Here is a 24,457-nt window from a genome sequence, read left to right on the forward strand (position 1 = left end):
GTTTAGCGATAATCAGATAAAATATAGCTCAAATTAAAAGCCCCCTTCACTACGAAATATTAAAGCAGTGTAGGGGGCTTTGGTTTAGTTCTTTGTTGATATAAGCTAAGTTAGCTTCCTTGAGTAGCTAATTGTGGTGCTTGCTTTTTCTTTAGTGCCAGCAGGCCAAACGCACATACCATACCAAACGCAGAAACCGTTAAACCAATACCAAAAATCATTTGATATGCTTGTACCGCTGGGTAAGTATCAATGATCCAACCGTTTAGTGCATAAGCCCAGAATACAGAAGCGTATGCTGCAAAAGAGCCAACACTCATCGCAGCACCACTGAACTCTTTTGGCACACCAGCTTCAGCTACTGGCGCAAGAATAATCCCTTTCGCTAGGAAAATGCTGAATGAGAAACACATCAGCAGAATCATGTTCATGATAAGCATGTCGGCAGATTTTGGCAGCGCAATAGTCACACCCAAACATACAACCGTTAGGCCTAATGCAAACAGCATCATTTTTGTTGAAGATTTGAAAATGAAATCGGAGATAGAGCCAGCAACTAAACCTGCTACCACACCCATTGCTCCAGTATTAATAATACCGAAGACTGCCGCTTGAGCTGTACTTAGATCAAATACTGCTTGTAGGTATGGCACAGTGTAGATCAGAGTAATGTACGTCCAGTAAACCGTTAGAGAAGTAATCGCCGCTAGCCATACTGTTGGCATTTTTAGAACGTGGATCAAACCTTGTAGAGCCGCTTTGTTTTTGCTCTCGCCTTGTTTCACTTCTAGGCTGTTGTCTGGTACAAATTTCCAAACGCAGAACACCATAGGTAAAATTAACAATGTGTAGAAAACAATCGCGCCTTGGAATACCAAAATAGAACCACCCACAAGCGCCATAATACCTACAATAATGGCGTTCATGCTCATTTCAGTGGCACGTCGGATAGATTCTAATAAACCAAAAGCCATGCCTTTGTTGTGATCGCCCGACATTAAGTTAACGCCGTTGACCACCGCAGGCCAGAAAATAGCATCAGTGATACCCCAGATGGCAGCAATGACGATTAAGACCGTGAAATCTGGCTGCAAGGTAATGATGGTCATCATACTGACAAATCGAACCAGCAGACTGGTGATCAAAATAGATTTCACTGAAAAACGGTTATTCACCCAGCCTGCCGGAATGTAGAAGAACATGGCAGATCCAATTAAGGTAAATAAGATACCCATTTGGGTGTTGTCGATTTTCAATACTTCAAGAAGAAGGTTATAAAATGTTCCTTTGAAGGCTTCAAAAGCGGAGTAGATAATTTGCCCTGACATAACCACAGACAAAAAACCATAAAATTGTTTATTGGTATCGAAGCCGACTTTAGCTAATAAATTCATTTTGTTCTATCTCATTATTTTTGTTTGTATTTAGATGGGAATTTATGAGCGATATCGGTACAAATGCCATCGACGCCCCAGTTAAACAATTGGTTAGCTCGAGCTAAATCGTTTACTGTCCACACGTTGACTTTAACGCCAGCATCTTTGAACTTTTGTACCATTTCACGTGTTAGGCCCTTGTCTTCAGGGTGAATGTAATCGGCTTGGCACCATTCGATGGTGGCATTCCAGTCGTCCCATAAAGTGTGGCTTTCAAATAAGCAGGCAACAGAGGTTTGCGGGCTACGACGTTTAAATTCAGACAGAACCAAGTGGTTAAAGCTAGAAACAATAAGCTCACGCTCTGGGTTAAGATCTTCCAGCGCAACAATTAGATTTTCAATTAATTGGTAGCTTAAGGCTGCACTTGCAGCGCATGATTTGATTTCGATGTTTAGATTTAGTTCTTGTTCATTAGCGAGTTTAATTAGCTGTTGGATTGTCGGTAAGCGCTCACCAATGAACTCATCAGCAAACCAGCTACCTGCATCAATATCGGCTAAGTCTTCTTTACTAATGCGACACAGCTTGCCACTTTTATCAGTACAGCGATCCAGTGTGTCATCATGGGACACAATCACTGTTCCATCTTCTAAAATATCAACATCACATTCAAACCATGTAATGCCGTGCTCTTTACATAAAGAAAAAGCGGCGAGGGTATTTTCAGGAGCTAGGGAAGACATCCCGCGATGAGCAATTAATCTTTTCACGTTTTACCTTTTGTTTTTAGGCTTATTATGGGGGCAGGATGCTACAGAAAAATGAGCGTTTGAAATGTGATATGGATAGAATTATCAGCGTTCGAGCATAAATATGTTGTATTTTGCGTGTTGAATCGTCCCTAATAAAGAAAAATACGGACAATTTATGAACATAAACCTCGAAGTGAATAGGGTTAATAGTACATATTTATCAATATGATAGGATGATATGTGCTAGTTGTTTAATAAGTAAGTCTGGCGCTTTTATATGGTTTCGAATGAATTGATTTCATGATTTAGATGGTGCTGAAATAAGAAGTAAGTTTCTTATTGTAAAATGCCATTTCTTTGTTACGGTATTCTGTGTTGCTTGTTTCTATAGGCCGGGTGTATTTGTGACGATGCTATTTTCGAATAAAAATATATGGATTGTGTATTGGGTAGTGTTTTTTATAAATGGTGCTCTACTTTGTTTTATTTCGTATTCAATGTGGTGCAGTAATAAAGAACAATTGCTTCAAAAGCAGCGGAATGAAGTTGAATTATTCTCAAGTTCCGTGGGATCACTTTTTCATGCCCATGGCACGTTACTGGATATCTTAGGAAACCAAATACAGAGCGATAAAGAAATAGATAAAAATAAGCTTCAAAGCACATTTGACCGAATTCTTTTGTCTCAGCCTGAACTGGGTGGGATGATTTTATTTGATCTAAATGGCGACATGATTTTTGGTAGTTCTAATATAGCACCAGAGAAAGTGGTTAATTTACTCGAATCTGAAAACACGAAAGCCAGTTTTAAGCTAACTTTGAGTAGCCAGCATTTTGTGTTGGGCAGAACGTATTTTTCCCAATCTCTGCACTCCAAAATCATTCCGGTGCGAAAAGCCATCAGAGATAAAAATGGTGTTCCTTTTGCCGTATTAGGGGCGGCAGTAGAACTGAATAAATCGAATGTTTTTCAAAATATCTCTTACGGCAGTGAAAGCCATGAAATCGGTTTAATTCGAGGGGATCGCTATCGGCAGTTTTTTTCGTCGGCTACATTTGAATATAACGATTACTACACACCTGTGGACTTGAAATACTTTATACAAATCAAACAGAAGCTGTATCGATTGGGCAGTGATCGTTTACGTAAAATTAGAGAATCGGGGGAGGTATTTACCACGTCATTAGACAAGGCTGGCAGTGTGTTTCAAGGGGCGATTAAATACGATTCACAATTGGACCTTTGGGCTGTGTCGGGTATTGCAGAGAGAGCCATTATCGAGAAGTTTATTCCTAAGTTTCTGAGTGGCTTGCTCATTTTTGTTTGTATACAGACGTTTTTGTTTGTTTTGATGAGAGTCATGTCTTTGCGTGAGTACCAAAGACGTGAGCAGCTGCTTCATCAAATTTGTCATGATGATCTCACAGGTTTACCCAATCAAAAGCATTTAAAAGACAACTTCCATCAGTGGTGCATGCCAGCGAGTGAAACAACATTTGCTGTTTTGTTCATTGACCTTGATGATTTCCATCATGTGAATGACAGTCATGGTTATGAATTTGGTGATGGGGTGTTAATTCAAGTTTCTGAACGATTAGGCGCTCTTCTACCTAAAGGTGGTTTACTGGCCCGTAAAGCGAGCGATGAGTTTCTGTTATTGGCTAAATATAAGGATAAATACGTTATTGAAGCCCTTTCTGATCAAATTTTGTGTGAAATATCGAAACCATACCAGATCAACCAACGTCAATTTTCCTTAACATGCAGTATTGGTATTGCCTACTACCCTGAGCAGAGCGAATTGTTTGATGAACTGCTGTCGTTTGCTGGCTTAGCTTTGTTTCAAGCCAAAGAGCAGAAAAACAGAGCAAAACTGTTCACGATTGAAATGCAGCGATCGTATTTAAGAAAAATTACCATTGAACAGCGGTTAAGGCGCGCTATTGAAATACAAGATACCTTTATGGTTTACCAGCCGCAGTTCGACAAGTATGGCCAGTTGTATGGTGTTGAAGCGTTGGTGCGGTGGGTTGATAATGTGCTTGGTTTTGTTCCTCCTGATGAGTTCATTACAATTGCAGAATCAAGTGGTTTAATGGCGAGACTTGGACATATTATTTTTCAACAATCCATTCGTGATGTGTCGTTACTTCATAAAAAGTTAGGCATTAATTTTCAGTTGGCAGTGAATATTTCGATAAAACAGCTTATAAAAAGTGATTTTGAGTTTAGGCTGCTGGATCTGATTAATAAATATGACTTTGATATTCATTATCTCACACTAGAAATAACCGAAAGCCTATTTATTGAAGACATGAACAAAGTAAAACCCAAATGCCAATCTTTAAATAAGCTAGGAGCTAAAATTTCATTGGATGATTTTGGAACTGGGTATTCTTCATTAAGTATGTTGCGGTCATTACCTATTGATGAATTAAAAATTGATAAAAGTTTTATTGATAATATAGAGTCAAATCCTCAGTCTTTACAAATGGTACAAAATATTATCGCTATCGGGAAAATATTCAGCCTCGATGTATTAGCCGAAGGGGTTGAAGAGAAAGATCAAGTGCGTATTTTATCTGGCTGCCAATGTGATTTTATTCAAGGTTATTTCTATGCTAAACCGATGTCACTTAATGCGTTAGAAAACTACCTTAATACTCACTTTGTTGATTATTATGAAAATGAAATAACCGCGATGGCGAAATAAGACATGGTCAATAAATGAACATTATTGTTTCTTAAAGTTACATAATAAACTTTGTCAGGTAAGTGCTTTCTAAATATAAGGTATTTATTTATAAGAAAATATTGATTATTACCCATTTCGAATACTGTTTTGACAGACTGTATTTTGACGCTAATTGAATACTGTTAAGTATCGACTTTTTATAAAATTATCCCTATTATTCAACTGGTCAATATATCTGTGTTGATCGTTGTTAGGGTTAATCATGAAACACAATTAAATATTTATTACTCCTATCATATCAACAAGCTGCAAATGGATAGCAGTCAGTTTTAGCAATGGATGCCCGTCTATTTCAAGCATATAAGAAATGTTGGAGACTAAGTGTTTAAATTTAGTGATTTGAAAGTAGGCACCAAGCTTGGTGTTGGTTTTGGTGGTGTTTTGGTGTTAACTTCATTAGTGGCAATGAATGGCATTAATGGCACCACAACCATTAGTGAGGATGTGGAAAAAGCGGATGATGTTAACCGTATGGTTAAATACATTAAAGAAGCTCGCATCAGTGAAAAAAACTACGTAATACGAGAAACAGACAGCTCGGTTCAATCACTGGATGAAATGGTCGCTAAAATCACCTCTTTAGCGTTACAAACAAAACACTCTCTATCTGAAGCCTCTCACCAACAACAGATGGATCGAGTGATTGCTTCAACGAATGATTACCATCAAGAATTTAAGCACTTCATGAAACTGAAGCAGCAAGCTAATTCTGCTGCGTTAGACATGCGTGAGCAAGCTCGTGTTGTCGATCAGCTATTGTCTGATATTCGCCAAGATCAAAAAGTGGCGTTTGAGCAGTTGGTTCAAAATCAAGGCAGTTATGTTGATATTCAAGATGCGATTGAAAAAGCCGATGACGCTAACCGCATGATCAAATGGATGCTTGAAACTCGTCGAGCTGAGAAAAACTACATTCAGTCTTTAGACAGTAAATATGCAGACAATGTAGCCAATCATGTTAAGAGCATGAACCAGTTGATGACCAGCTTAAAACAACGTTATCTTCAGGAACGTCATATTGAAATGGCCAAAACAGTACTAGCGAGCATTAAGCAGTATCAAGTGTCTTTTAATAATTACCTCTCTATTCAGCAGCAAATGGAACGCGCGAATGAAGTAATGTTAGACAAAGCTCGTGAAGCTGAAAGTTTGATTAACGATACACGTCAATACCAGAAAAACCATTTAGGTGAGCAGATTGACACGGTCGAAAACGTGAGTATTGCGTTAGCGCTGGCATCTATTCTATTGGGCTTGCTCATTAGTGTTGTTATTACTCGCTTAATTGTTCGTCCACTTCAGGAAGCGGTACAGATTACTCGTTCTGTCGCCGATGGCGATCTCAGTATTACAGTGACTACCGATCGCAAAGATGAAATTGGTGATTTGTTTGTAGCCATGGGTACGATGACTACAGGCTTACGCCAAGTCATGACACGCCTATCTGACAGTATTTGTCATATTGCTACTGCATCGGAAGAACTTTCCGCGGTAACGAAGCAGACAAGCGTTGGTATTAATGCTCAACGTGGTGATATCGAACAAGTCGCCACAGCCATGACAGAAATGAATGCCACAGCTTCAGAAGTGGCGAATCGTGCTGATTTAACGTCTCAGGCAGCCCAGCAAGCGAACGATCAAACTAAAACAGGTAATGATCTTGTTGTTAGTACAGTACAAGGTATGGGAACACTGGCCCAAGAGGTTGAACAATCTGCTGAGATTATTCAGCAAGTGAAAGCGGATAGCGAAAACATTGTTTCGGTACTGGACGTGATTAAGAACATTGCCGATCAAACGAACCTACTTGCGTTAAATGCAGCTATTGAAGCAGCTCGCGCTGGTGAGCATGGTCGTGGTTTTGCGGTTGTCGCTGACGAAGTGCGCTCTTTGGCTCAAAAAACTCAAGACTCGACCATTGAAGTTGAGAAGCTGATTGATGCCTTAAAAACGGGAACAGACACGGCAGTAGGTGCAATGGAAAATAGCCAAGGCCAAGTACAACAAATGGTGAATATGTCTGAGCAAGTAAATAATGCCCTGACGTCCATTACACAAGAAGTGTCTACTATTACAGAAATGAACATCCAGATCGCAACAGCGGCTCAGGAGCAAAGTGCCGTTGCCGAAGATGTGAGTGTTCGCGTGAATGCCATTCAAGGGGTATCAGATCAATCTGCTGCGGCTTCTGAACAAACATCATCAGCCAGTGCTGAGCTTGCTCAATTAGGTGAGGAACTTCAAAGTCTGATTGTGAGATTTAAGCTGTAGTTTAACAAAATCTCTAATAGCAAATAAAACGCCATGCATTGTCATGGCGTTTTTTCTTTGTGAGAAATAAATATAAAACACAGTGATTATAATGAAGAGTATGTTGTAAGCATAGTTTGTAATAATGGCGAATTTTAAATAATATTTAGCATAAAGGCTGTTTATTTTTGGTTTGATATTACATAGTCGTTCGGCTTGTTTTATAGCACCAATTTAATATATTTTTACTAACTATTTAAAAGTAAGGCTTAATACTATTATCCTTTAAAAACATAAGGACTAATATCGTTCTATTTTAAAATGAATAAGTATACGGAACGATTGGTGGAATATAGTTGTAGACATGGCGGCTATTGATTAATAGGAAGGTGGTTGGATAAATATGGTATATAAAGTCCATCATAATCAATAACCTAAGTGAATGTTAATGTCTTAATTATATCTTTTTATATTAATTGTAAGAAAAAGTTATTTATAAATTCGACAATAAATAATTTCGATCATAGAATACGCCCCGCAAAATATCTTGCCTCTTAATCTTCTTAATAAGTTAAATAAAAACAAAAGAAATTAAGTGTTTGGTTATTCCAACCAGAATAAAAGCTGCAGATGGAAAGCAGTCCCGATAGCAATGGATGCTCCTCTATTTAAGCTTGCGTAAAAGATGTTGGAGACTAAGTGTTTAAGTTTAGTGATTTGAAAGTAGGTAAAAAGCTAGCCATTGGCTTTGTCAGTGTATTGGTTTTAACTACCTTGGTTGCTGTTAACGGCATTATGGGTTTAAACAAAGTCAGCGATAATGTTGATCTTGCCGATGACGTTAATCGTATGGTTAAGCTAATAAAAGAAGCGCGAGTCAGCGAAAAAAATTACGTTATCCGAGGGGCTGATAAATACGTTCAGTCCATGAATCAAGTAATGGATAACATCTCGGCTTTGATCCCTGATATTCAGCACCGTATTACTGAACCTGAGCAGCAGGGTCGAATGGAGCAAGTCTCTTCGGCAACAAGTGAATATTATCAAGAGTTTAAGCACTTTATTGAGCTTAAGCAGCGAGCGAATAACGCAGCAATAAATATGCGTGAACAAGCACGTGTTGTTGACGATTTATTAACGGGCATTCGTCAAGATCAAAAAAAGGTTTTTGAGCAGTTAATTGAATCTAAAGGCAACCACCGATCCATTAAAGAAGGTAAAGAAAGAGCAGACGATACCAACCGTATGCTTAAATGGATGCTGGAAAGTCGCCGTGCTGAGAAAAACTACATTCAGTATGCAGATGAAAAATACGCACGATACGTTGATAAACACATTGAGAATATGACTCAATTGATGAAAGACTTAAAGCAACGTTATACGAATCTCTCACATAAAAGCATGGCAGATAACGTGCTTGGGAGCATTCGCAAGTACCAGGCGTCTTTTAATAATTACCAATCAATCCAACAAGAAATGCTTGTTGCTAATGACATCTTGCTGAGCAAAGCTCGTGAAGCGGAAAGCTTGATCAACGACATGCGCAAAGTACAAAAAGCGCATTTGGCTGAGCAGGTTAACAGCATTGAAATGGTCAGCATTGGTTTGTCTTTGGTGGCGATCTTTGTTGGCTTAGTCATCAGTGTTGTGATTACACGTATGATTGTAACTCCTTTGCAAGAAGCCGTTCGTATTACCCGTTCAGTTGCAGAAGGAGACTTAACCGTAGAAGTGAACACCGAGCGTAAAGATGAAATCGGTGATTTATTTGTGGGAATGGCCTCCATGACCACTGATTTACGCCAAGTGATCAGCCACCTATCGGTCAGCATTAGCCAAATTGCAGCATCTTCTGAAGAGCTTTCAGCGGTAACGGTGCAAACCAGTGCCGGTGTAAACAGCCAGCGTGGCGACATTGATCAAGTGGCGACGGCCATGACAGAAATGAATGCAACAGCCTCAGAGGTCGCGAGCAGGGCTGATTTAACCTCTCAGGCGGCACTACAAGCGAATGAGCAAACCAAAGTGGGTAATGAACTTGTAGTAAGCACGGTGCAAGGCATGGGGGCCTTGGCTCAAGAAGTAGAGCAGTCGGCAGAAGTGATCCAACAGGTGAAAGCTGACAGCGAAAATATTGTTTCAGTATTGGATGTGATTAAAAATATCGCAGATCAGACCAACCTTTTGGCCTTGAATGCAGCCATTGAAGCAGCGCGTGCTGGTGAATATGGTCGTGGTTTTGCTGTCGTGGCGGATGAGGTTCGCTCATTGGCTCAAAAAACCCAAGACTCTACCATTGAAGTGGAGCAACTGATTGATACATTAAAATCAGGAACAGATACAGCGGTAGGCGCAATGGAGAATAGCCAGCAGCAGGTTCAACAGATGGTGAACATGTCTGAGCAAGTGAATGATGCCTTGACGTCGATCACCGAAGAGGTCTCAACCATTACGGAAATGAACATTCAGATCGCGACGGCAGCTCAAGAGCAGAGCGCAGTCTCAGAAGATGTGAATATACGTGTGAATGCCATTCAGGGTGTGTCTGATCAAACGGCGGCGGCCTCTGAGCAAACTTCTGCGGCAAGTGCGGAATTAGCGAAGTTAGGTGAAGAGCTTCAAAGCTTGATCATACGATTTAAGCTGTAACTTTCTTATCAGTCCCTATAAACACGTAAAACGCCATGCACTGCCATGGCGTTTTTTATTGAGTTCATTTAGCGCTTAGGTAATAGAACAAACTCTACATCTTCCTCAGGCATTGGCTGCGCAAACATCGTTAAGATGAATAAGCTTGAATAGCCTACCGTACATGCTGTTCCACACTCTGGTTCGTAGTTATATAAAGTATCTTCTTTATCAGCAGCTTGAAAAGAGCTAGCGTCCGATTGGTTTAGTGCTATTTTTTGCTCTTTGTATTGATAAGTATTTTGTGCTTTCGGGCTGCTGACATAATTTTCATTATATAAAAATAGTGTGTTGTCAGCTGAGGCAGCGGCGGTAATAGAATAAAAGGCAAGTAGCAGTGTTAGTAAGCGCATATTAATATTCCTAAGTGTTTGTTAAATCGTAGCAACCATTTGTACGTTGTTCAATTGTTTTTTATAAATCTTATAAGGAGCAAATAAAATTATTGAACGGTGTTTTTATTGTGTGTAATCTATCACTTCTTCAGTAATAATTATCCGATGTAATGATGAAAAAAGACAAAGCAATCGACAATAAAGGGTCCGAAGTGGGTGTGTTTATTGGGCACCATGGTGTCAGTTTATCTAACCCTTTACCTCTTCTAATGGCATTTGAGCAGTATGAATGGGCGTATTTAAATTCGACTCATGAGGAAAGTACATTAGGCTTTGCAACGGCTGAAGGCTTCACACTGCACATCCAAAGCCCAGAGCCAAGCGTATTTGACGTAAGCATGGGAATAGAGGCTCCAGATCTTGATGAACTACGTATTTCAGCTAAATGGAAATCAGTAAATCATACGAAGGTAAGAGAACTGATTAATCTGTACAGCCAAGCGGAAGAAAAAGTGATTCGAGATCGCTTAATGGAGCAGCGTTCTTCATAGTATTGAAACGCATTGTTGAAGTTAGCTACATCTGTAAATGATAACCTCATTTGAAAGACTGAAGGATTAAAAGGGCGAGTATCGGATCACTGCCCCGACTTTGAAAAGTGGTATGTTGTCTATGAGCGTATCGCTGAGGTTATCATTTAAATACATGTTACTTTTATTTTCTCTATTTCCTATCATTTTGTTGAATTAGCAGGTGGCTCTTTGCCTTGATGCTTTTTGGCCATATTTTCGGGCTGACCCCTTTTCTATATAGCACAGATACAAGGTTCTTTTTAGCAGGATAAACTTCATTATCTTTTCATTTTTATGGTAGGTAGTGGTAATAATTATCATTTAACTATTTTTGTTAACCTGTATAATTAACAAAAACATTAATTTCCCCCTCACTCTCTTTTTATTCTTGGTGGAAACCCTTAGAGCTGGCTGCACAGCAGACATTCAGCCTGAGTTATGCATTTAATATTCTGTTGTAACATGATTGAGATAAGGTGATGACTGATAGTCAATATAATGCTTGGCTAAAAACCAAAGCAAAAGGAATACGACGTTATTTGGTGACGAATGCCTGTATATTAGGTGGTGTCTATTTTGCCTTTATGCACTTATTTTTAGATTCTGATAGAGCGGCATTCTTTAGCGCACCAATAGAGGCTCAAGTGATAAAAACACTAGCTTGTTTTATGTTTGGTGTGATGGCGGCGTGGACATTTTGGTTACAGAATAAGAAATTTGAAAAAGCTTATTTACAGAAAAAGGGTGAGTCAGCGTAGAATATTTAAACGATTACAGCGAGTGCTTTTTAGCCATGAAGGGCTTTTATATTTACGGTGTCCTATTTTAGGTTAATGAGCGCTGGGTTGGCACTTTGGTCGGTTTTATTCGGCAGGAAAAGATTAAGGTTAAAATATGATTCCAATTAATACATCCATTGTTTCTGGTGTTGCGATATCAGAAATCGATGGTGAAATGAAAATGTTATTGATGAAACGTGTCAAAGGCGGTTTCTGGTGCCATGTGGCGGGCTCAATGGAAGAGGGAGAATCAGGCCCGGAAGCTATTGTTCGAGAGTTCTTAGAAGAAACTCAAATAAAAGTTTCACATTTATATAATGCACAGTTTCTTGAGCAGTTTTATGAAGCAAATGTGAATGTAATCGAGCTTATTCCGGTATTTGTGGTGTTATGCTCTCCTAATCAGGAGGTTGAACTAAACCATGAACATACCGAATACAAGTGGTGCAGTTTAGAAGAAGCATTAGAGCTTTCGCCATTTCCAAATCAGCATGCGGTGTTTAAGCACGTATGGTCCTATTTTGTCGAGCAGCCAATCAACAAGTTATATAGAGTCAAAACCAGCTAGCAAAGCGTATTTTTGCCTTAGGCTGTGTCCCTTAGTGATGCAGCTTAATACCTCACGTTGGAAATATGTACATCAATAATCTAAACAAGATGTTATTGTTTGGTGTGATTTACATTGAATGTTAGGTATTAAGGAGCTCTCAGATATGAAAAAACTTCTCATCTTTTCTGTGTTACTTTTCCTTTCTGGCTGCCTTGGTATGCCCAATGGCGTTAGCCCTATTTCAGACTTTAAACTTGAAAATTATTTAGGGCGTTGGTACGAAGTCGCAAGGCTTGATCACTCTTTTGAGGCGGGTTTAAGCAGCGTTACCGCCGATTATACATTGAGAAGTGACGGCGGTATTTCGGTTATTAATCGTGGCTTTTCTCAAGAAAAAAACGAGTGGAAGGAAGCAGAAGGTAAAGCATATTTTGTGAATGAAGCTGATGAAGGGTATCTGAAAGTCTCTTTTTTCGGCCCGTTTTACGGTTCATATGTTATTTTCGAATTAGAGAAAGAAAACTACGATTATGCGTTTGTTTCTGGCCCTAATAATGATTACCTCTGGTTACTTTCTAGAACGCCAGAAGTCGAACCTAGTGTATTGGAAAAATTTAAAAAAATGTCGGCAGAGCGTGGTTTTGAAACAGAAAACTTGATTCTCGTTGAGCATGATTGATTATGTTGTTGATACTCTAAATTACAGTGATTCTTTATAGGTTTCAGGGCGTTAATTTAGTATTAAGATCAGACGATTAAAGGGGAGTGATGCTTATGATTACGTGTTATGTTCGGTATGTCATTGATCCTAAAAAGGTCAAAGAATTTGAAGAATATGCGAAAATGTGGATACCATTGGTTAAAAAATTTGGTGGCCAACATAATGGCTATTTTCTTCCTTCTGAAGGTGCAAACAATATTGCTTTAGCGTTGTTCACGTTCGAGAGTTTGTCTGCCTACGAAGAATATCGAGTTAAGTCTTTAAATGATCCTGAGTGTAAAAAAGCCTTTGAGTTTGCAGATAGTGTCGATTGCATTATTAGCTACGAGCGTAGTTTTTTTAGGCCTGTATTAGGATAAAACGATGGAATTAATAAGTACGTTAGAAGATCTGTATCAGAACATTAATGAATTAGAGAAAGGCTTAAATCAAGGCCTGAATGACGCTTTCGATTTGGTAAAAAGAGGGCGCTGTTTTGTCGTTAGTGAGAGTAATGGAATATTACAGTTTTCTCCATCAAGGTTTATTGGTTATAGAAATAATAATTTAGATAAGCACTTAGCACCGGATGCAATCCGTGACGGAAAACAAACGGACCCGCAAATTACTCGCGTTATAAAAATGGTTAAGCGAGAAAATGAAGCAGCTGAAAAAGCTTATCAAAAATTGTGCAGAAATTTAGGAATAACTCCGCCCAACAATAAAAGAACATATTGGGTATTTCCGGAGGCAGAGGCAGCCCTTAGAGATGGTATTGTTGCAGAGTTTGATAACGAGAATATTCCAGAAACAGAGAAAACGAATCTCATTAAATCTCGAATCGGCCAAGGTAAATTTCGCTTATCACTTCTAAATAAATGGGAGAAATGCTGCCTTACAGGTGCCACTCTTAAAACCGCGCTGAAAGCGTCACATATCAAGCCTTGGAGCCAGTGTAATAACCAGGAGCGGTTAGACTCCAATAATGGCTTACTTCTTGTTGCTAATGCAGATAGCCTTTTTGATTCAGGTTTAATTTCGTTTGATACAAAAGGTCAGTTAGTGAGATCTAGATTCTTATCAAAAGAAGAGCTTGTATTACTTTTAGGTAGTAATGAGTTTTCTTTATCATTAAACGAGATGCAATCTGAATATATGACTTATCATCGGGAGTTCGTTTTTCAAAAGTAGAAACTCAACTGTTTGTGAACGTCCACCAACATTTGGATGTTCGAGCTGTAAATTGGTGAGCGTGAATAAAGTATTAAGGGCCTGTTTTGTGGTGAGCCTTACGATTTTTTATTGCGTTATTAGTTGTGCCGGAAAGTAATTTTGACGAAAAAATCTAAAACCAAGAAAAGAAAACACACCAACGGATATCGGAATCCTTGGGACTATGCTCATTTAAGTAGTAATGCTCAGCATCGGCTTTTGTACACGAAGCGGAAAACCAACAATGCTAAAGAAGAAAAAATACTAAAAAGAGTGCAGAAAGTAGGAGGCTATAAGCTGCTGTTTGGTTATTACATTATTGGGGTTTCCTCTTTTATGACGTGGGCTGCATTCGGTCGGCTTTCTCTTATATTGGGTTTGGTTGGTATGGCATATGTGTTTTATCGTTATATACGTATGACTTGGTCTATAGAAGAACGGCTAACTTATGAAAGAGAGTACCCTGTGAAAACGGTGACTGAAGTTTATGAAGAGCTGGTCAGAGATGGTGTTTTGACGAGTTCATGCTCTGTAGCATTGACGCTATTGATGTTTTTCGTGATGAAGGTCGTTGGTTTGTAGGCGTAACAAGTTTCACTGTATGAAAAGGTAAAAAGACATGTGGCTATTTTGCTTCATTGTTTTATTAATTTTTACCATAGAGCAAAGTGTGAGTATTTAGGGAATAGCAAATGGAATTGGTTAAAGCCACGGTAGAAGAGCATTGGAAATTGGCCTCCGATTTTCTTATTGAAACCGTGGAGCGGTGTAATAGGAATAATGTCCCTCTTTGGACTTATGAGCAAGTTAGTATAGCTTTACTTAAGCAGCAATATTGTTTAGAAGGGTTGTATCTTCTGAAATATGACAATGTGTTTGTAGGGTGTGTGTTCATTAGTTTTGATAGTGATGTTTTTTGGCAAGACCGAGACACTACGGGAAGTCTATTTTTTCACAAATTGGCCATTAGCAGTCAATACAATGCAAAAGGTTTAGGGAAAAAAACTCTGGCTGCAATATTGACTTTGGCTAAAAGTAATCATTGTGTTTGGTTGCGCTGTGATTGCCATGGGGCTAGGCCACGATTAAGGGCTTTTTACGAGCAATTCGGCTTCCAGCTAGTGGATAGAAAAGAAAGACTTGGGTTTGACGTTGCTCGCTATCAAACTAAATGCTGAAAAATTGAGTATATGGTTAAGGGGGTATTCAGCCTACTGAGCACGTGAGTATAAAAAAAGCGTAAGTGAACCATTTTGCTATTTTTCGTATTAGTTTCTTTGAGAGTACAAAAGGTGTTGGGAGTTTATTGTGGTTGAAAAATATACCCGTGAAGTGTCGAAACATTATGCTGCCTACCGACCACCTATTCATAAAATGATCCTTGAATGTGTGTTACCGGCAGAGAGTCGTTACCAGTGTGGTGTTGATATTGGTTGTGGAACAGGTGTTTCGACTATTGCGTTAAGTGATCATTGCCAGTTTGTTTATGGTGTAGAACCGAGCAAAGATATGCTGAATAATGTGGTTTCTTCAGAAAATGTTTGTTATCTACAAGGCACAGGAGAAGCTACGGGGCTAGAGGCAAGCAGTGCTGATATTGTGACTTTTGCAGGCTCGCTATTTTATGCGAAGTCAGATTTATTAGTCGATGAAATAACGCGGATATGCAGGCCGGAAGCTAACGTTTTGGTGTATGATTTTGAAGTTGTCCTTTCTGATGTCATGTTAGAGTTAGGAATAAACATGAGTTCCAGTTCATCAGGATACGATCATGCTATTAATTTTAGTGATTATGATAAGTTTGAAGCATTAAATATTCATAAAACCTCATTGAGTATGAATGTAAATTCCGAACAGCTAGCTCATATTTTATTTTCCTCTTTAAGGCGCTATACCCGTTTTATTGAATATTTTGGTAGTAAGAATACATTTTCATTAGTGGTAAATTTATTAAATAAAGCCAGTAAGCAGCATGCTATGTCAGTGGATGTGTATTACTCTATGTATCGAGTTAATCAGGCTTAGATAGCGATACCAAGATAAAAGCGTATTACCAAGGTATTTCTGTGCCATCATAGCTAAAGAATTTTCCGGAATCTTCAGACGTTCTGTTGTTTAAGATCTCCAGTAAACAACTGGCTACATAGTGAGGTGTGAAAATCTTCTGTGGTGGAATACTTTTTTGAAATGGCTTAGAGAGCTTGGTATCTGTTGTTCCTGGGTGGAAGGCGAGCACACAGCAATTGGGTAATTTATATTTCCATTCAATGCTAATGGTCTTGATGGCCATATTTAGAGCGGCTTTAGAGCATCGATAGCTAATCCAACCACCGGTTCTATTATCTTCTATGCTCCCTATTCGTGCGGAAATTGAAATGAAGTACGCATTGTTTTTTGACTTTAAGTGCTTTGAAAAATGCTTAGCAAGGTAGATAGTAGGGAATACGTTCGTGTTCAGATTATGCTGAAAAAAATCAGGATTGAATTCATTCACTGATTTTTCAGGTTTATGGTTTGGTTGGTGAAGTGCACCTGCCGCATTAATTAATATATCTAGACTCGAAATGTGATTAGCCAGCGAAATAATCTCTTGTTCAGAAGAGATATCGACTTTGAACCAGCTGATCTGAGGGTGCTCGATAGCAGGCGGTGTCGTCTGGTAAGTCGCATAGATAAACGCCTCAGGGTGTGAGGTGATGAATAGGTTGATTAGAGCTGAGCCAATCCCCCCTGAACCACCAATGATGAGTATATTCAATGATTTACCCTTTTAACATAGTCAGTGTGTAATAAGCATAGAACATTGGCTTTGGTATATTGAAAATATAGCGGCTATTTAAAAGTAAGTGAGAGCTTCATAATTTTTTATAAAAAGGTTTTTGTTCGATCAGGCCCAGCAAGACCTTCAATAATTCAATATATTAGGCTCGCTAACTCTAGAAAGAGCGATTACTATACGGGGAAAATTAATTCAAAGAAGTGGTACTGTATGTCTTTTCCTCCTTGTCCAAATTGTCAATCTGAATACGTTTACCAAGATCAGAGTCACCTTATTTGCCCAGAGTGTGCCTATGAATGGAACCCTGCGGAAGTTCTGGCTGAAGAAACATTAACTATCAAAGACGCGAACGGAACGTTGCTGGAAGAAGGTGATAAGGTCACACTCGCTAAAGATCTGAAAGTAAAAGGCAGCTCTTTAGTGCTTAAAATCGGAACCAAAGCAGTCATCAGACGCATCGTTGAAGGAAAAGATCATCAGCTGGACTGCAAAGTAGATGGGGCTGGTGAAATGATGGTGACCGCTAAATTTGTGAAAAAAGCATAAATGGAGAATGTAATGAGAAAAGCCATCGCCAAAACCGTTTTTACATGTATGTGCCTATTTTCGATACCATCTCATGCATGGACTTATGAAGACATAACCTCCACTGTTGAAACCCTTCAAGTATATCCTGATTATTCAAGTGGAACGGTGTTGTTTACGCTTAAAGATAAAGGCCAGGTATGCAAAGGCTATTGGTTTGAGCAAGAGACGCTAGCGGATCAAACGACGTTTAATTTTTTACTCGATGCATTTAAAACAAACACACCAGTCAATATTTCTGCCGTTTCTGATCAGCAGCGGAAATGGAGTGATTCTGAGGCTCATTTCTGTGCTCTTTCTTTTGTTCAATACCAAAAGTAGTTAGAGGTATAAAGCCTATCGAGCGATTTGCTTTTATAGGTCATATTTTAGGTGGTATAACAGAGCTGGCTTAAACTGTAACTAATTGTTAGTAAAAACGCTGACAGAGTGTTAAAACAAGAGTTATGAGGATTTTTTATAAGCTGTTATTGGCTCTGTTGGCCACCATGCTGATCATCTTTGGCTCTTTATACTGGTTGATGCAGTGGAGCTTTGATCGCGGCATGCTTAATTACGTTAATCAGAGAGATCAGCAGGAGCTGCAATTTTTAGCAAAAAACTTAGCTGAATTCTATCGTTTAGAGCAAAGCTGGCAAGGCTTTCGTCATTTCCCTCACCTATGGATGGAAATCCAAGATATTTCTCAAAAGAAGCAAATGCTAGATAGTGAATTGCTTGATGACATGTATTTTTTTCCTCCTAGGGAGCCAAGAAGAGGTCATCCGCCACCTCCGCGTGGTAAACGAGATAGAGAAAAGGGAGGGCAGCCAGTTGAAAGAAAAAGGCCACCGCCAGATCATCGATTTGAGCGTCCTCCTCCTCCAGAAAACCGGCCGGAGTCTTCTCCCTTTAACCGTCGACCTACTTTATTAGATGAAGAAAAACAAAGTGTGGTGGGTCGGTATAAGGCGAATTTTCAGTTATTAGCGATTCGGTCTTTACAAGATAATAGTGTGGTGGGGTGGTTAGCCTGGCCACCGCAAAAAAAACTGACTGATAGTTATGATTTAGCGTTTTCAGAACGTCAAAACGAAGCTTTTTTGATTATCGTCGCCATGATGTTTGTATTAGCTGTGATTGCTGCGGTGCTATTGTCTCGCCAACTTGTTGGGCCGATTGTGCGCCTTGAAAAAGCGACCAGTCAGCTAACCAAAGGCGATTTTTCGGTGGCGTTACCATCAAAAGGTAAAGATGAGCTGGCGAAGTTAAGTCGGGATGTGAATGAGTTGGCTGCAACGTTACAGCAAAATGAAGAGTCCCGTAAGCAGTGGTTGGCTGATGTATCTCATGATCTACGCACACCATTGGCCATTGTAAAAGGCGAGCTTGAAGCCATTATTGATGGTATTAGGCCAATGAATCAGGAAAGCTTGCATTCATTAGAGGAAGAAGTCTTGCACTTACAGAGTTTAGTGCAAGATTTGTATGAGCTTTCCAATGCAGAAATAGGCGCACTTCGATATCAAAAAGCCTCGATTGATTTAGTGAAACTGACGGGTCAAGCAGCAGATCGTTACCGACATCAACTGGAAACTGAAGAATTACGGTTATGTACCGACATTGGTATCGAGTCCGCTATGATCTGGGGAGACGAGACACGATTGCATCAGCTGTTTGATAATTTATTGAGTAACTCACTGAAATATACTGATGGCCCAGGCTTAATTAACGTGAGCCTGAGGCAAAAAAGAGATGTGTTTATACTTACCATTGAGGACTCAGCCCCCGCTGTACCGGAATCGGCATTACCGCATCTATTTGAACATTTATTCCGAGTAGAAAGTTCACGTAATCGTCAAACCGGAGGTTCTGGATTAGGGCTAGCCATAGCCAAAAAAATCGTGGATGCTCACCAAGGAACAATCTTAGCGAAGGGCTCGCCATTAGGCGGATTAGCCATTGAGGTGAGTTTTAATCAATACCGCAACATCGAGTAAAAGGAAGTACGATATGATGGCGACAGTGTTAGTTGTTGAAGATGAACCCAAATTGGCTCAGTTATTGGCAGATTATTTAGCCCAAGCCAGTTATGACTCTCATATTATTTCGGAAGGGGGTGGCGTGATTGAGTGGGTAAAGCAAAACCAGCCTGATCTAGTTTTACTCGATTTAATGTTACCCGGTGTGGATGGCTTAACGCTGTGCCGTGAAATCCGGATTTTTTCTGAAGTCCCTATTATTATGGTGACCGCACGAGTAGAGGAAATTGATCGTTTACTGGGCCTAGAGTTAGGCGCAGATGATTATATTTGTAAGCCTTTTTCTCCAAGAGAAGTTGTTGCTCGAGTGAAAACCGTGCTGCGCCGTACTTATCATCAGTCAGATTACCGTTCTTCATCGCTTCAAGTTACACCAAGTACCGAGCACACTTTTCAGCTGGATGAAGAGAAGCACCAAGTACACATTAACGGGGTTCCTTTGTCTTTGACGGCCATTGAATTTAACCTGTTGAAAGTGATGGCTAAAGAGCCAGGCCGTATTTTCTCACGGGCTCAGTTGATTGATAGGATTTATCGCGATCACCGTATTGTGAGTGAGCGAACGGTAGACAGCCATATTAAAAAATTACGTAGAAAGCTGTCGGAGGCAGTCCCTGGCAGCGATTATGTTCAATCTGTTTATAGTGTTGGTTATAAATTAGATTTTAACTGAGTGAGTAATTCATATTTAAATCAATCCATTAGAAAGTAGTTTCTTTTCTTTCGCATACCTAACCGAAAATCGTTCTCATTTTATTCTTGACTAAATAAGTCGGGAATTATAAGTTGTATATAAAATACATGTTTAAGTTTGTACTGCTGAGTGAGGCGATTATGAATCTATATAAAACCATTTCTTCTTTCGGTCTGGTGGTGATGTTTTCAAGCTTATTTGTAATGACATGTACATTACTGATTAGTTTTCCATTTGCTTCTTCATTTTCGATTGTTGAGCAGGCAGTTGCACATGTAACAACGATTGTTATTGCAGCCTTTTTTAAAATTGGCTATGTGGTTTACATTGTCGGCCGTTATGAACGTGGTTTGGCAGTTTAGTAAATCATGACTATGATTAAGCTGTAATTTGAGTGAATTGGTTATGATTAAATGCGTTTTTTGATACACCATTTCTATCTGAAATAATAATAAGGTAAGCGTTTGATATAGTTTTATTATTTGCTGTTTTCAAAAGAAATGCCTGAATTTAGTGTCAGCTTTTTTTACATAATAGATAGATAAAATAGTGCGGCTATTTTGTCTATCTTGGCATGGTATTGTCTGCTTTTCTTTAGTTATCAGATGACTAAAGCATATAAAGCAGACTATTCTGCATTCGTTATTTTTTACACTAAATTTAAACTTTAATATCATACAGAGCAAAAGTTATTTTAAATCAGTATGTTGTATTAATGGTATGGCTTTTGCCCTGTATATAGAGATGATACGGATGTTTCATTGGCTGGATAGCCAACTATATAGGGATGTAAGTTATGAATATTTCAATTCTACGGATTTACCGTCTTCCTATTTTTCTTTCATTTATTCTTAGCGTATTGCCGTTTAGTGTCTCGAATGCGGGCCCGATTGTAACGGAGTGGGATTTTAGTACTAATGCGACTTTTTCCGATGCAGTTTTTAGCGGTACATCAGGTACTACCATTGCGACGGACAGTGAACTTTCTTGGGGCCATGCAGGTGCAGACTTTCAAAATTCAACCAATCATTTTACGGTGGCTCGCAGTGCATTAACGATTGGGAGTGGCTCGGAAGATCCACATCGAGTCGGCGGAGGCCCAGTAACAGGCTCTGTGAGTACAGTGCTTGGTGGACTGGATGACGTCACACTGGATAAAATTGGACTAGGGGTAAGCTTTACACACTGGAACAATCCAATTAGCAGCTGGTTCAGCACCTTACTAAGAGCCATGGTGAACGACACATTAACGCTCACACCGCAGGGCTCAGGTACTTCGATTGATGCACCGGATTTGGCGTTTGATTTTGAGTTCAGGGAAACACCGAATGCGGGCCCATGTGCAGGGGGAACGGTAGCACCTTGTGGAGATTTATTCGGCTTTACAGGTACACCAAATTTGAATATAGGCTTTGCTTATGATGATGTGGATTATTTCGCACATATCTTTATCCTTGGGCAAGATCTTAACCCTTCTATTTCTCCTATTGCGTTTTTAAATGATGGCCAGTGTGCTGCATTAGGTTTTCTTGATGGACCTTCAGGTCAGCGCTGCCAAGGTTTTATAACCACAGAAGCGGCTTGGACTACCGTTCAGTTTGGTTTTGCTGTTTCAACAGAGGCGTTTGCCGTTGCGGCCGCTTCCGTTCCTGTTGATGAGCCGGAATCATTAAGCTTACTGCTATTAGCATTTGTTATGGTTGCATTACCGTTTTATCGACATCATCGTGCCAATAAAGTTAAGGTTTAGGGGCACTTGGAGGTACAAAAAATGGCTCAAAAATAAAGGCATCATCAAAGTGCCTTTCGCCAATAAAAGCCGTGGCATGATGGCCCGTAATACGCATGGTTCCTGGTGAGGGAACACCAAATGGCCATAGAAACCAGCGCTCTGCACGGGCGCTCGCCATTAACATGCCATTAGAATCGAAGAAGCTTTTGGTTTTGTTGTCTGTATTCTCTTTGTGAACAGGTAAGCGCTTTAGTTGATGATACGGGGCTAAAGTAATGGGTTTAGCATTAACTACGGGTAGCCAAGAGACTTGGGTGATCATGTGTTCTTTCGCACTGAGAGTGATGGTTGGTGCTAATGGCTTTTTGTCAGGGAAAGCCGTTAGGGTTAGCGGTGGTTCGGGATCTGGCGGTAATTCTGAAAATTTCAGACTGGGATCAAGGTTGAATACCATATGGTAGCAACCACAACTATGGATGCTATCTAAAATATAGGGCTCTCCGTTGCGGTTGAGTGTTAGGCGAACTAAAACGGCATCAAATTCTCCAGCGTATGGATCGAAATGAGATTTGGCGGAGCGCCGAGGAAACCACACATTGTAATTGAGCTGAACTAAGATCTCTCCGTAAAATCGTGTATAGCTAAGGTAACTGTACATAGTAGGGCTAGTGGTATCGATAATAGGCTTTACTCTTTTGTTAAGCGTTACATGGCCGATGTTATCGTCTTGGCTTAGGGTTTCTACTTGCCAGCTTGGTGCAAAGTGATTTAATAGCTGTTTAGTTTGTGTGGAATTTAATAAGGGCCAGTGTATTGGTGGCGTCATCTTTCCTGTATTTAAGTTTTCTGGTTCTAACCATTTCTTGAGCTCTCGTGCGAACTCAAGTGGGTCTGAAGAGTGTGATTGTGGTGATGGTACGTACTGAATTATTGGGTTGTCATGTTCTTCTTTCATTCCTTGCAGTAAGCGTTGTTTTTCAGCATCAATGCTTGATTGGGCAAAGATCTTGGCAATGGGGTAAACACCAACGATCTTTTGCCATAGTTGGTAATCGGATGGAAAGTCGGGGGGCGTTTCCAGAAGGCGCTGCCAGAAAATCGGATCCGCTTGGCTAAATGAACTTAGTTTCTGAGCACAGTCATCGAGCCTATCTAGGTTGAACTGGCTACTGGATAAATTGCTAAACTCAACGGATCTTTGTTCTGTGGCTTTTTGGGTCGTGTATTCAAGCCATTTAGCACGGTTTTGAGGTTCAGAAAGGGTGTCTACTAACGATAGGCTAAAGCGATCGAAAGCCAAATGAGGGTATTTCTCAAGCCACATATATTGGGCATCAGTGACATTTTCTTGTTTTACCTGATTCTTAAAATTAATGAGTTCTTGGGTACAGTGGTGTAAATGCTCGGGATAATAAGACGTTGGCTCAGGAACTGAAGAGCAGGCCGTGAGCAACAGACAACCCATTGCCACAAATGCCCCGCGCCAGCTATGGCAGATGTTTAGCCCGATGGCAGTAAAGTTTGTTTGAGTTTTTGCCATTGTTGTTTTGTATCCTGCAAGCCGCTGCGATCTTCTTTTATGACATCGTTAATGGTGAGAGGTGTTAGTTTTTGACCGAAGGAAGGGGGGCCATTAGAAGACGCTAGCATGGTAGTCAGTATGATGTCTCCTAGCTCTTGTTTATAGTGGGCTGGTTCCCAATACCAATCCATCGGTTGATGTATTTTTTCAAAGGGTAAACGTTCATTAGTGAAATGATTGAAGCCGCTAAAATCCCACACGGTAGGGGGAGTGTCACGGTCAGAAAAAAAGGTCGTGATGAGCTGTTTCCAATCGTTAAAATGGGCCCAATAGCCAGCTTCATCCAATATATGAAGATAACTATAATGGTAAGGGTTAATAAAGAACTGCACGTCAATATTACGTTTGTTTGTTTCCTGTAAAAGCTGAGTAAGTGCTGCTAATTGAGGGGATTTATTTACTTCTTTTTCAATATAATAGTTTTGTTTGTGTAGTTGGTTTACCAGTTGGTTATATTTTTGCTGAAATAACACGACAATACCTTCATATTTCATAATATTGATGTAGCCAGCTGCGGTATTGAAGCCTTGAGCATTAATGGAATTTGCATTCTGACCTTGTTTCGTAATGGTGTGTAAACTACTTATGAAGGTATCTAATGAAAATAATAAGGGAGCAATGTTGTGCATTTCTTCATACCACTCTTGTGAGCTGGTTTGAATGGATTGCGGTAATTTTCTATCGGTTCGATATGTTAAGAAAAAGTCGAGAATATCGAGCCCCATAATAATTTGTTTAAGATCTGGATTTTTTTCGATGACCTCAAGAGCGTATTTTACTTGATGAACAACACCTGCACCGGGCATGGCTTGGTTGTAGACGGTTTGTCCGGCAAAGATTGGGTGTTGTGGATTTAGCCCCATTTCAACCCGAGAATTACCCACAAGTAAGACTGTTGGGTTGACCATAGCAGGTCGGTAGGCTTTCACTAAGCGAACCCTTGTACCGGCTTCTGTCTTTTGCTGGTTGATGTTACTCACAGTAGGAGACCAATACATGCCAAATGGATCAATAAACCAGTTAATACCAGCAATCGTTGTGATGGCGAATAGAAAGGAGCTAAAAAAAATGACAGTGTATTTCATATGGCT

24 protein-coding genes are annotated in these 24,457 nt (G+C 39.8%); 18 read left to right on the forward strand and 6 right to left on the reverse strand.

Annotated elements, in window-relative coordinates:
* Nucleotides 1-110 precede the first annotated feature (110 nt).
* Both MHO82_RS09965 and MHO82_RS09970 read right to left on the reverse strand, forming a co-directional pair.
* A complete protein-coding gene (locus MHO82_RS09965; protein ID WP_239183794.1) occupies nt 111-1,394 on the reverse strand; it encodes an MFS transporter in 1,284 nt (427 codons plus the stop codon).
* Between the two features lie 14 nt (nt 1,395-1,408).
* The gene (locus tag MHO82_RS09970; RefSeq protein WP_239183795.1) at nt 1,409-2,149 is read right to left on the reverse strand and encodes a glycerophosphoryl diester phosphodiesterase; all 741 of its coding nucleotides are present in this window, start codon (nt 2,147-2,149) and stop codon (nt 1,409-1,411) included.
* Nucleotides 2,150-2,541: 392 nt separating this feature from the next.
* On the opposite strand from MHO82_RS09970, the gene MHO82_RS09975 reads away from it, so the two are divergent.
* From MHO82_RS09975 to MHO82_RS09985, 3 genes are all read left to right on the forward strand, one after another.
* Nucleotides 2,542-4,845, forward strand: coding sequence for an EAL domain-containing protein (locus MHO82_RS09975; protein ID WP_239183933.1), 2,304 nt, complete (start codon nt 2,542-2,544; stop codon nt 4,843-4,845).
* A gap of 363 nt (nt 4,846-5,208) precedes the next feature.
* Nucleotides 5,209-7,158: a methyl-accepting chemotaxis protein gene (locus MHO82_RS25865; RefSeq protein ID WP_239183796.1), complete on the forward strand. Its 1,950-nt coding sequence runs from the start codon at nt 5,209-5,211 to the stop codon at nt 7,156-7,158.
* A gap of 678 nt (nt 7,159-7,836) precedes the next feature.
* Nucleotides 7,837-9,786: a methyl-accepting chemotaxis protein gene (locus MHO82_RS09985; RefSeq protein WP_239183797.1), complete on the forward strand. Its 1,950-nt coding sequence runs from the start codon at nt 7,837-7,839 to the stop codon at nt 9,784-9,786.
* 68 nt (nt 9,787-9,854) lie between these two features.
* Here the strand turns inward: MHO82_RS09985 and MHO82_RS09990 are convergent, their stop codons facing one another.
* Nucleotides 9,855-10,178: a hypothetical protein gene (locus MHO82_RS09990; protein ID WP_239183798.1), complete on the reverse strand. Its 324-nt coding sequence runs from the start codon at nt 10,176-10,178 to the stop codon at nt 9,855-9,857.
* A gap of 152 nt (nt 10,179-10,330) precedes the next feature.
* Here MHO82_RS09990 and MHO82_RS09995 point away from each other — a divergent pair, with 152 nt between their 5' ends.
* The 9 genes from MHO82_RS09995 (at nt 10,331) to MHO82_RS10035 (ending at nt 15,998) form a co-directional block, all read left to right on the forward strand.
* On the forward strand, nt 10,331-10,711 hold the full coding sequence (locus tag MHO82_RS09995) for a hypothetical protein (protein WP_239183799.1): 381 nt from the start codon (nt 10,331-10,333) through the stop codon (nt 10,709-10,711).
* Nucleotides 10,712-11,211: 500 nt separating this feature from the next.
* Nucleotides 11,212-11,490 (forward strand): hypothetical protein, encoded by a 279-nt coding sequence (locus MHO82_RS10000; protein ID WP_239183800.1) that lies wholly within the window; start codon nt 11,212-11,214, stop codon nt 11,488-11,490.
* A 136-nt stretch (nt 11,491-11,626) separates the two neighbouring features.
* Nucleotides 11,627-12,079, forward strand: a complete 453-nt coding sequence (locus tag MHO82_RS10005; protein ID WP_239183801.1) for an NUDIX domain-containing protein — start codon at nt 11,627-11,629, stop codon at nt 12,077-12,079.
* Nucleotides 12,080-12,224: 145 nt separating this feature from the next.
* Nucleotides 12,225-12,740 carry a lipocalin family protein gene (locus MHO82_RS10010; protein WP_239183802.1) on the forward strand — a complete coding sequence of 172 codons (516 nt, stop codon included), beginning with the start codon at nt 12,225-12,227 and terminating at the stop codon, nt 12,738-12,740.
* 95 nt (nt 12,741-12,835) lie between these two features.
* On the forward strand, nt 12,836-13,141 hold the full coding sequence (locus MHO82_RS10015; RefSeq protein WP_239183803.1) for an NIPSNAP family protein: 306 nt from the start codon (nt 12,836-12,838) through the stop codon (nt 13,139-13,141).
* 4 nt (nt 13,142-13,145) lie between these two features.
* Nucleotides 13,146-13,952, forward strand: coding sequence for an HNH endonuclease (locus MHO82_RS10020; protein WP_239183804.1), 807 nt, complete (start codon nt 13,146-13,148; stop codon nt 13,950-13,952).
* A gap of 141 nt (nt 13,953-14,093) precedes the next feature.
* Nucleotides 14,094-14,555 carry a hypothetical protein gene (locus MHO82_RS10025; RefSeq protein ID WP_239183805.1) on the forward strand — a complete coding sequence of 154 codons (462 nt, stop codon included), beginning with the start codon at nt 14,094-14,096 and terminating at the stop codon, nt 14,553-14,555.
* Nucleotides 14,556-14,665: 110 nt separating this feature from the next.
* Nucleotides 14,666-15,151 (forward strand): GNAT family N-acetyltransferase, encoded by a 486-nt coding sequence (locus tag MHO82_RS10030; protein ID WP_239183806.1) that lies wholly within the window; start codon nt 14,666-14,668, stop codon nt 15,149-15,151.
* A gap of 130 nt (nt 15,152-15,281) precedes the next feature.
* A complete protein-coding gene (locus tag MHO82_RS10035) occupies nt 15,282-15,998 on the forward strand; it encodes a class I SAM-dependent methyltransferase (RefSeq protein ID WP_239183807.1) in 717 nt (238 codons plus the stop codon).
* Between the two features lie 25 nt (nt 15,999-16,023).
* Here the strand turns inward: MHO82_RS10035 and MHO82_RS10040 are convergent, their stop codons facing one another.
* Nucleotides 16,024-16,731, reverse strand: a complete 708-nt coding sequence (locus MHO82_RS10040) for an SDR family NAD(P)-dependent oxidoreductase (RefSeq protein WP_239183808.1) — start codon at nt 16,729-16,731, stop codon at nt 16,024-16,026.
* A 231-nt stretch (nt 16,732-16,962) separates the two neighbouring features.
* Here MHO82_RS10040 and MHO82_RS10045 point away from each other — a divergent pair, with 231 nt between their 5' ends.
* The 6 genes from MHO82_RS10045 (at nt 16,963) to MHO82_RS10070 (ending at nt 21,802) form a co-directional block, all read left to right on the forward strand.
* Nucleotides 16,963-17,298 (forward strand): zinc ribbon domain-containing protein YjdM, encoded by a 336-nt coding sequence (locus tag MHO82_RS10045; protein WP_239183809.1) that lies wholly within the window; start codon nt 16,963-16,965, stop codon nt 17,296-17,298.
* 12 nt (nt 17,299-17,310) lie between these two features.
* Nucleotides 17,311-17,658, forward strand: coding sequence for a hypothetical protein (locus MHO82_RS10050; protein ID WP_239183810.1), 348 nt, complete (start codon nt 17,311-17,313; stop codon nt 17,656-17,658).
* Between the two features lie 125 nt (nt 17,659-17,783).
* Nucleotides 17,784-19,316 (forward strand): ATP-binding protein, encoded by a 1,533-nt coding sequence (locus MHO82_RS10055; protein WP_239183811.1) that lies wholly within the window; start codon nt 17,784-17,786, stop codon nt 19,314-19,316.
* 13 nt (nt 19,317-19,329) lie between these two features.
* Nucleotides 19,330-20,031 (forward strand): response regulator, encoded by a 702-nt coding sequence (locus MHO82_RS10060; protein WP_239183812.1) that lies wholly within the window; start codon nt 19,330-19,332, stop codon nt 20,029-20,031.
* A 161-nt stretch (nt 20,032-20,192) separates the two neighbouring features.
* Nucleotides 20,193-20,414, forward strand: coding sequence for a hypothetical protein (locus MHO82_RS10065; RefSeq protein WP_239183813.1), 222 nt, complete (start codon nt 20,193-20,195; stop codon nt 20,412-20,414).
* Between the two features lie 434 nt (nt 20,415-20,848).
* A complete protein-coding gene (locus MHO82_RS10070; protein WP_239183814.1) occupies nt 20,849-21,802 on the forward strand; it encodes a THxN family PEP-CTERM protein in 954 nt (317 codons plus the stop codon).
* On the opposite strand, the gene MHO82_RS10075 is transcribed toward MHO82_RS10070, so the two are convergent.
* Both MHO82_RS10075 and MHO82_RS10080 read right to left on the reverse strand, forming a co-directional pair.
* A complete protein-coding gene (locus MHO82_RS10075; protein ID WP_239183815.1) occupies nt 21,792-23,324 on the reverse strand; it encodes a hypothetical protein in 1,533 nt (510 codons plus the stop codon). The two genes, MHO82_RS10070 and MHO82_RS10075, sit on opposite strands and share 11 nt — an antisense overlap.
* A complete protein-coding gene (locus tag MHO82_RS10080) occupies nt 23,285-24,451 on the reverse strand; it encodes a hypothetical protein (RefSeq protein WP_239183816.1) in 1,167 nt (388 codons plus the stop codon). Before MHO82_RS10080 ends, MHO82_RS10075 begins: the two co-directional genes overlap by 40 nt.
* Nucleotides 24,452-24,457 lie beyond the last annotated feature (6 nt).

This window comes from Vibrio sp. Of7-15 (assembly GCF_022347565.1).
Classification (GTDB): Bacteria; Pseudomonadota; Gammaproteobacteria; order Enterobacterales; family Vibrionaceae; genus NORP241.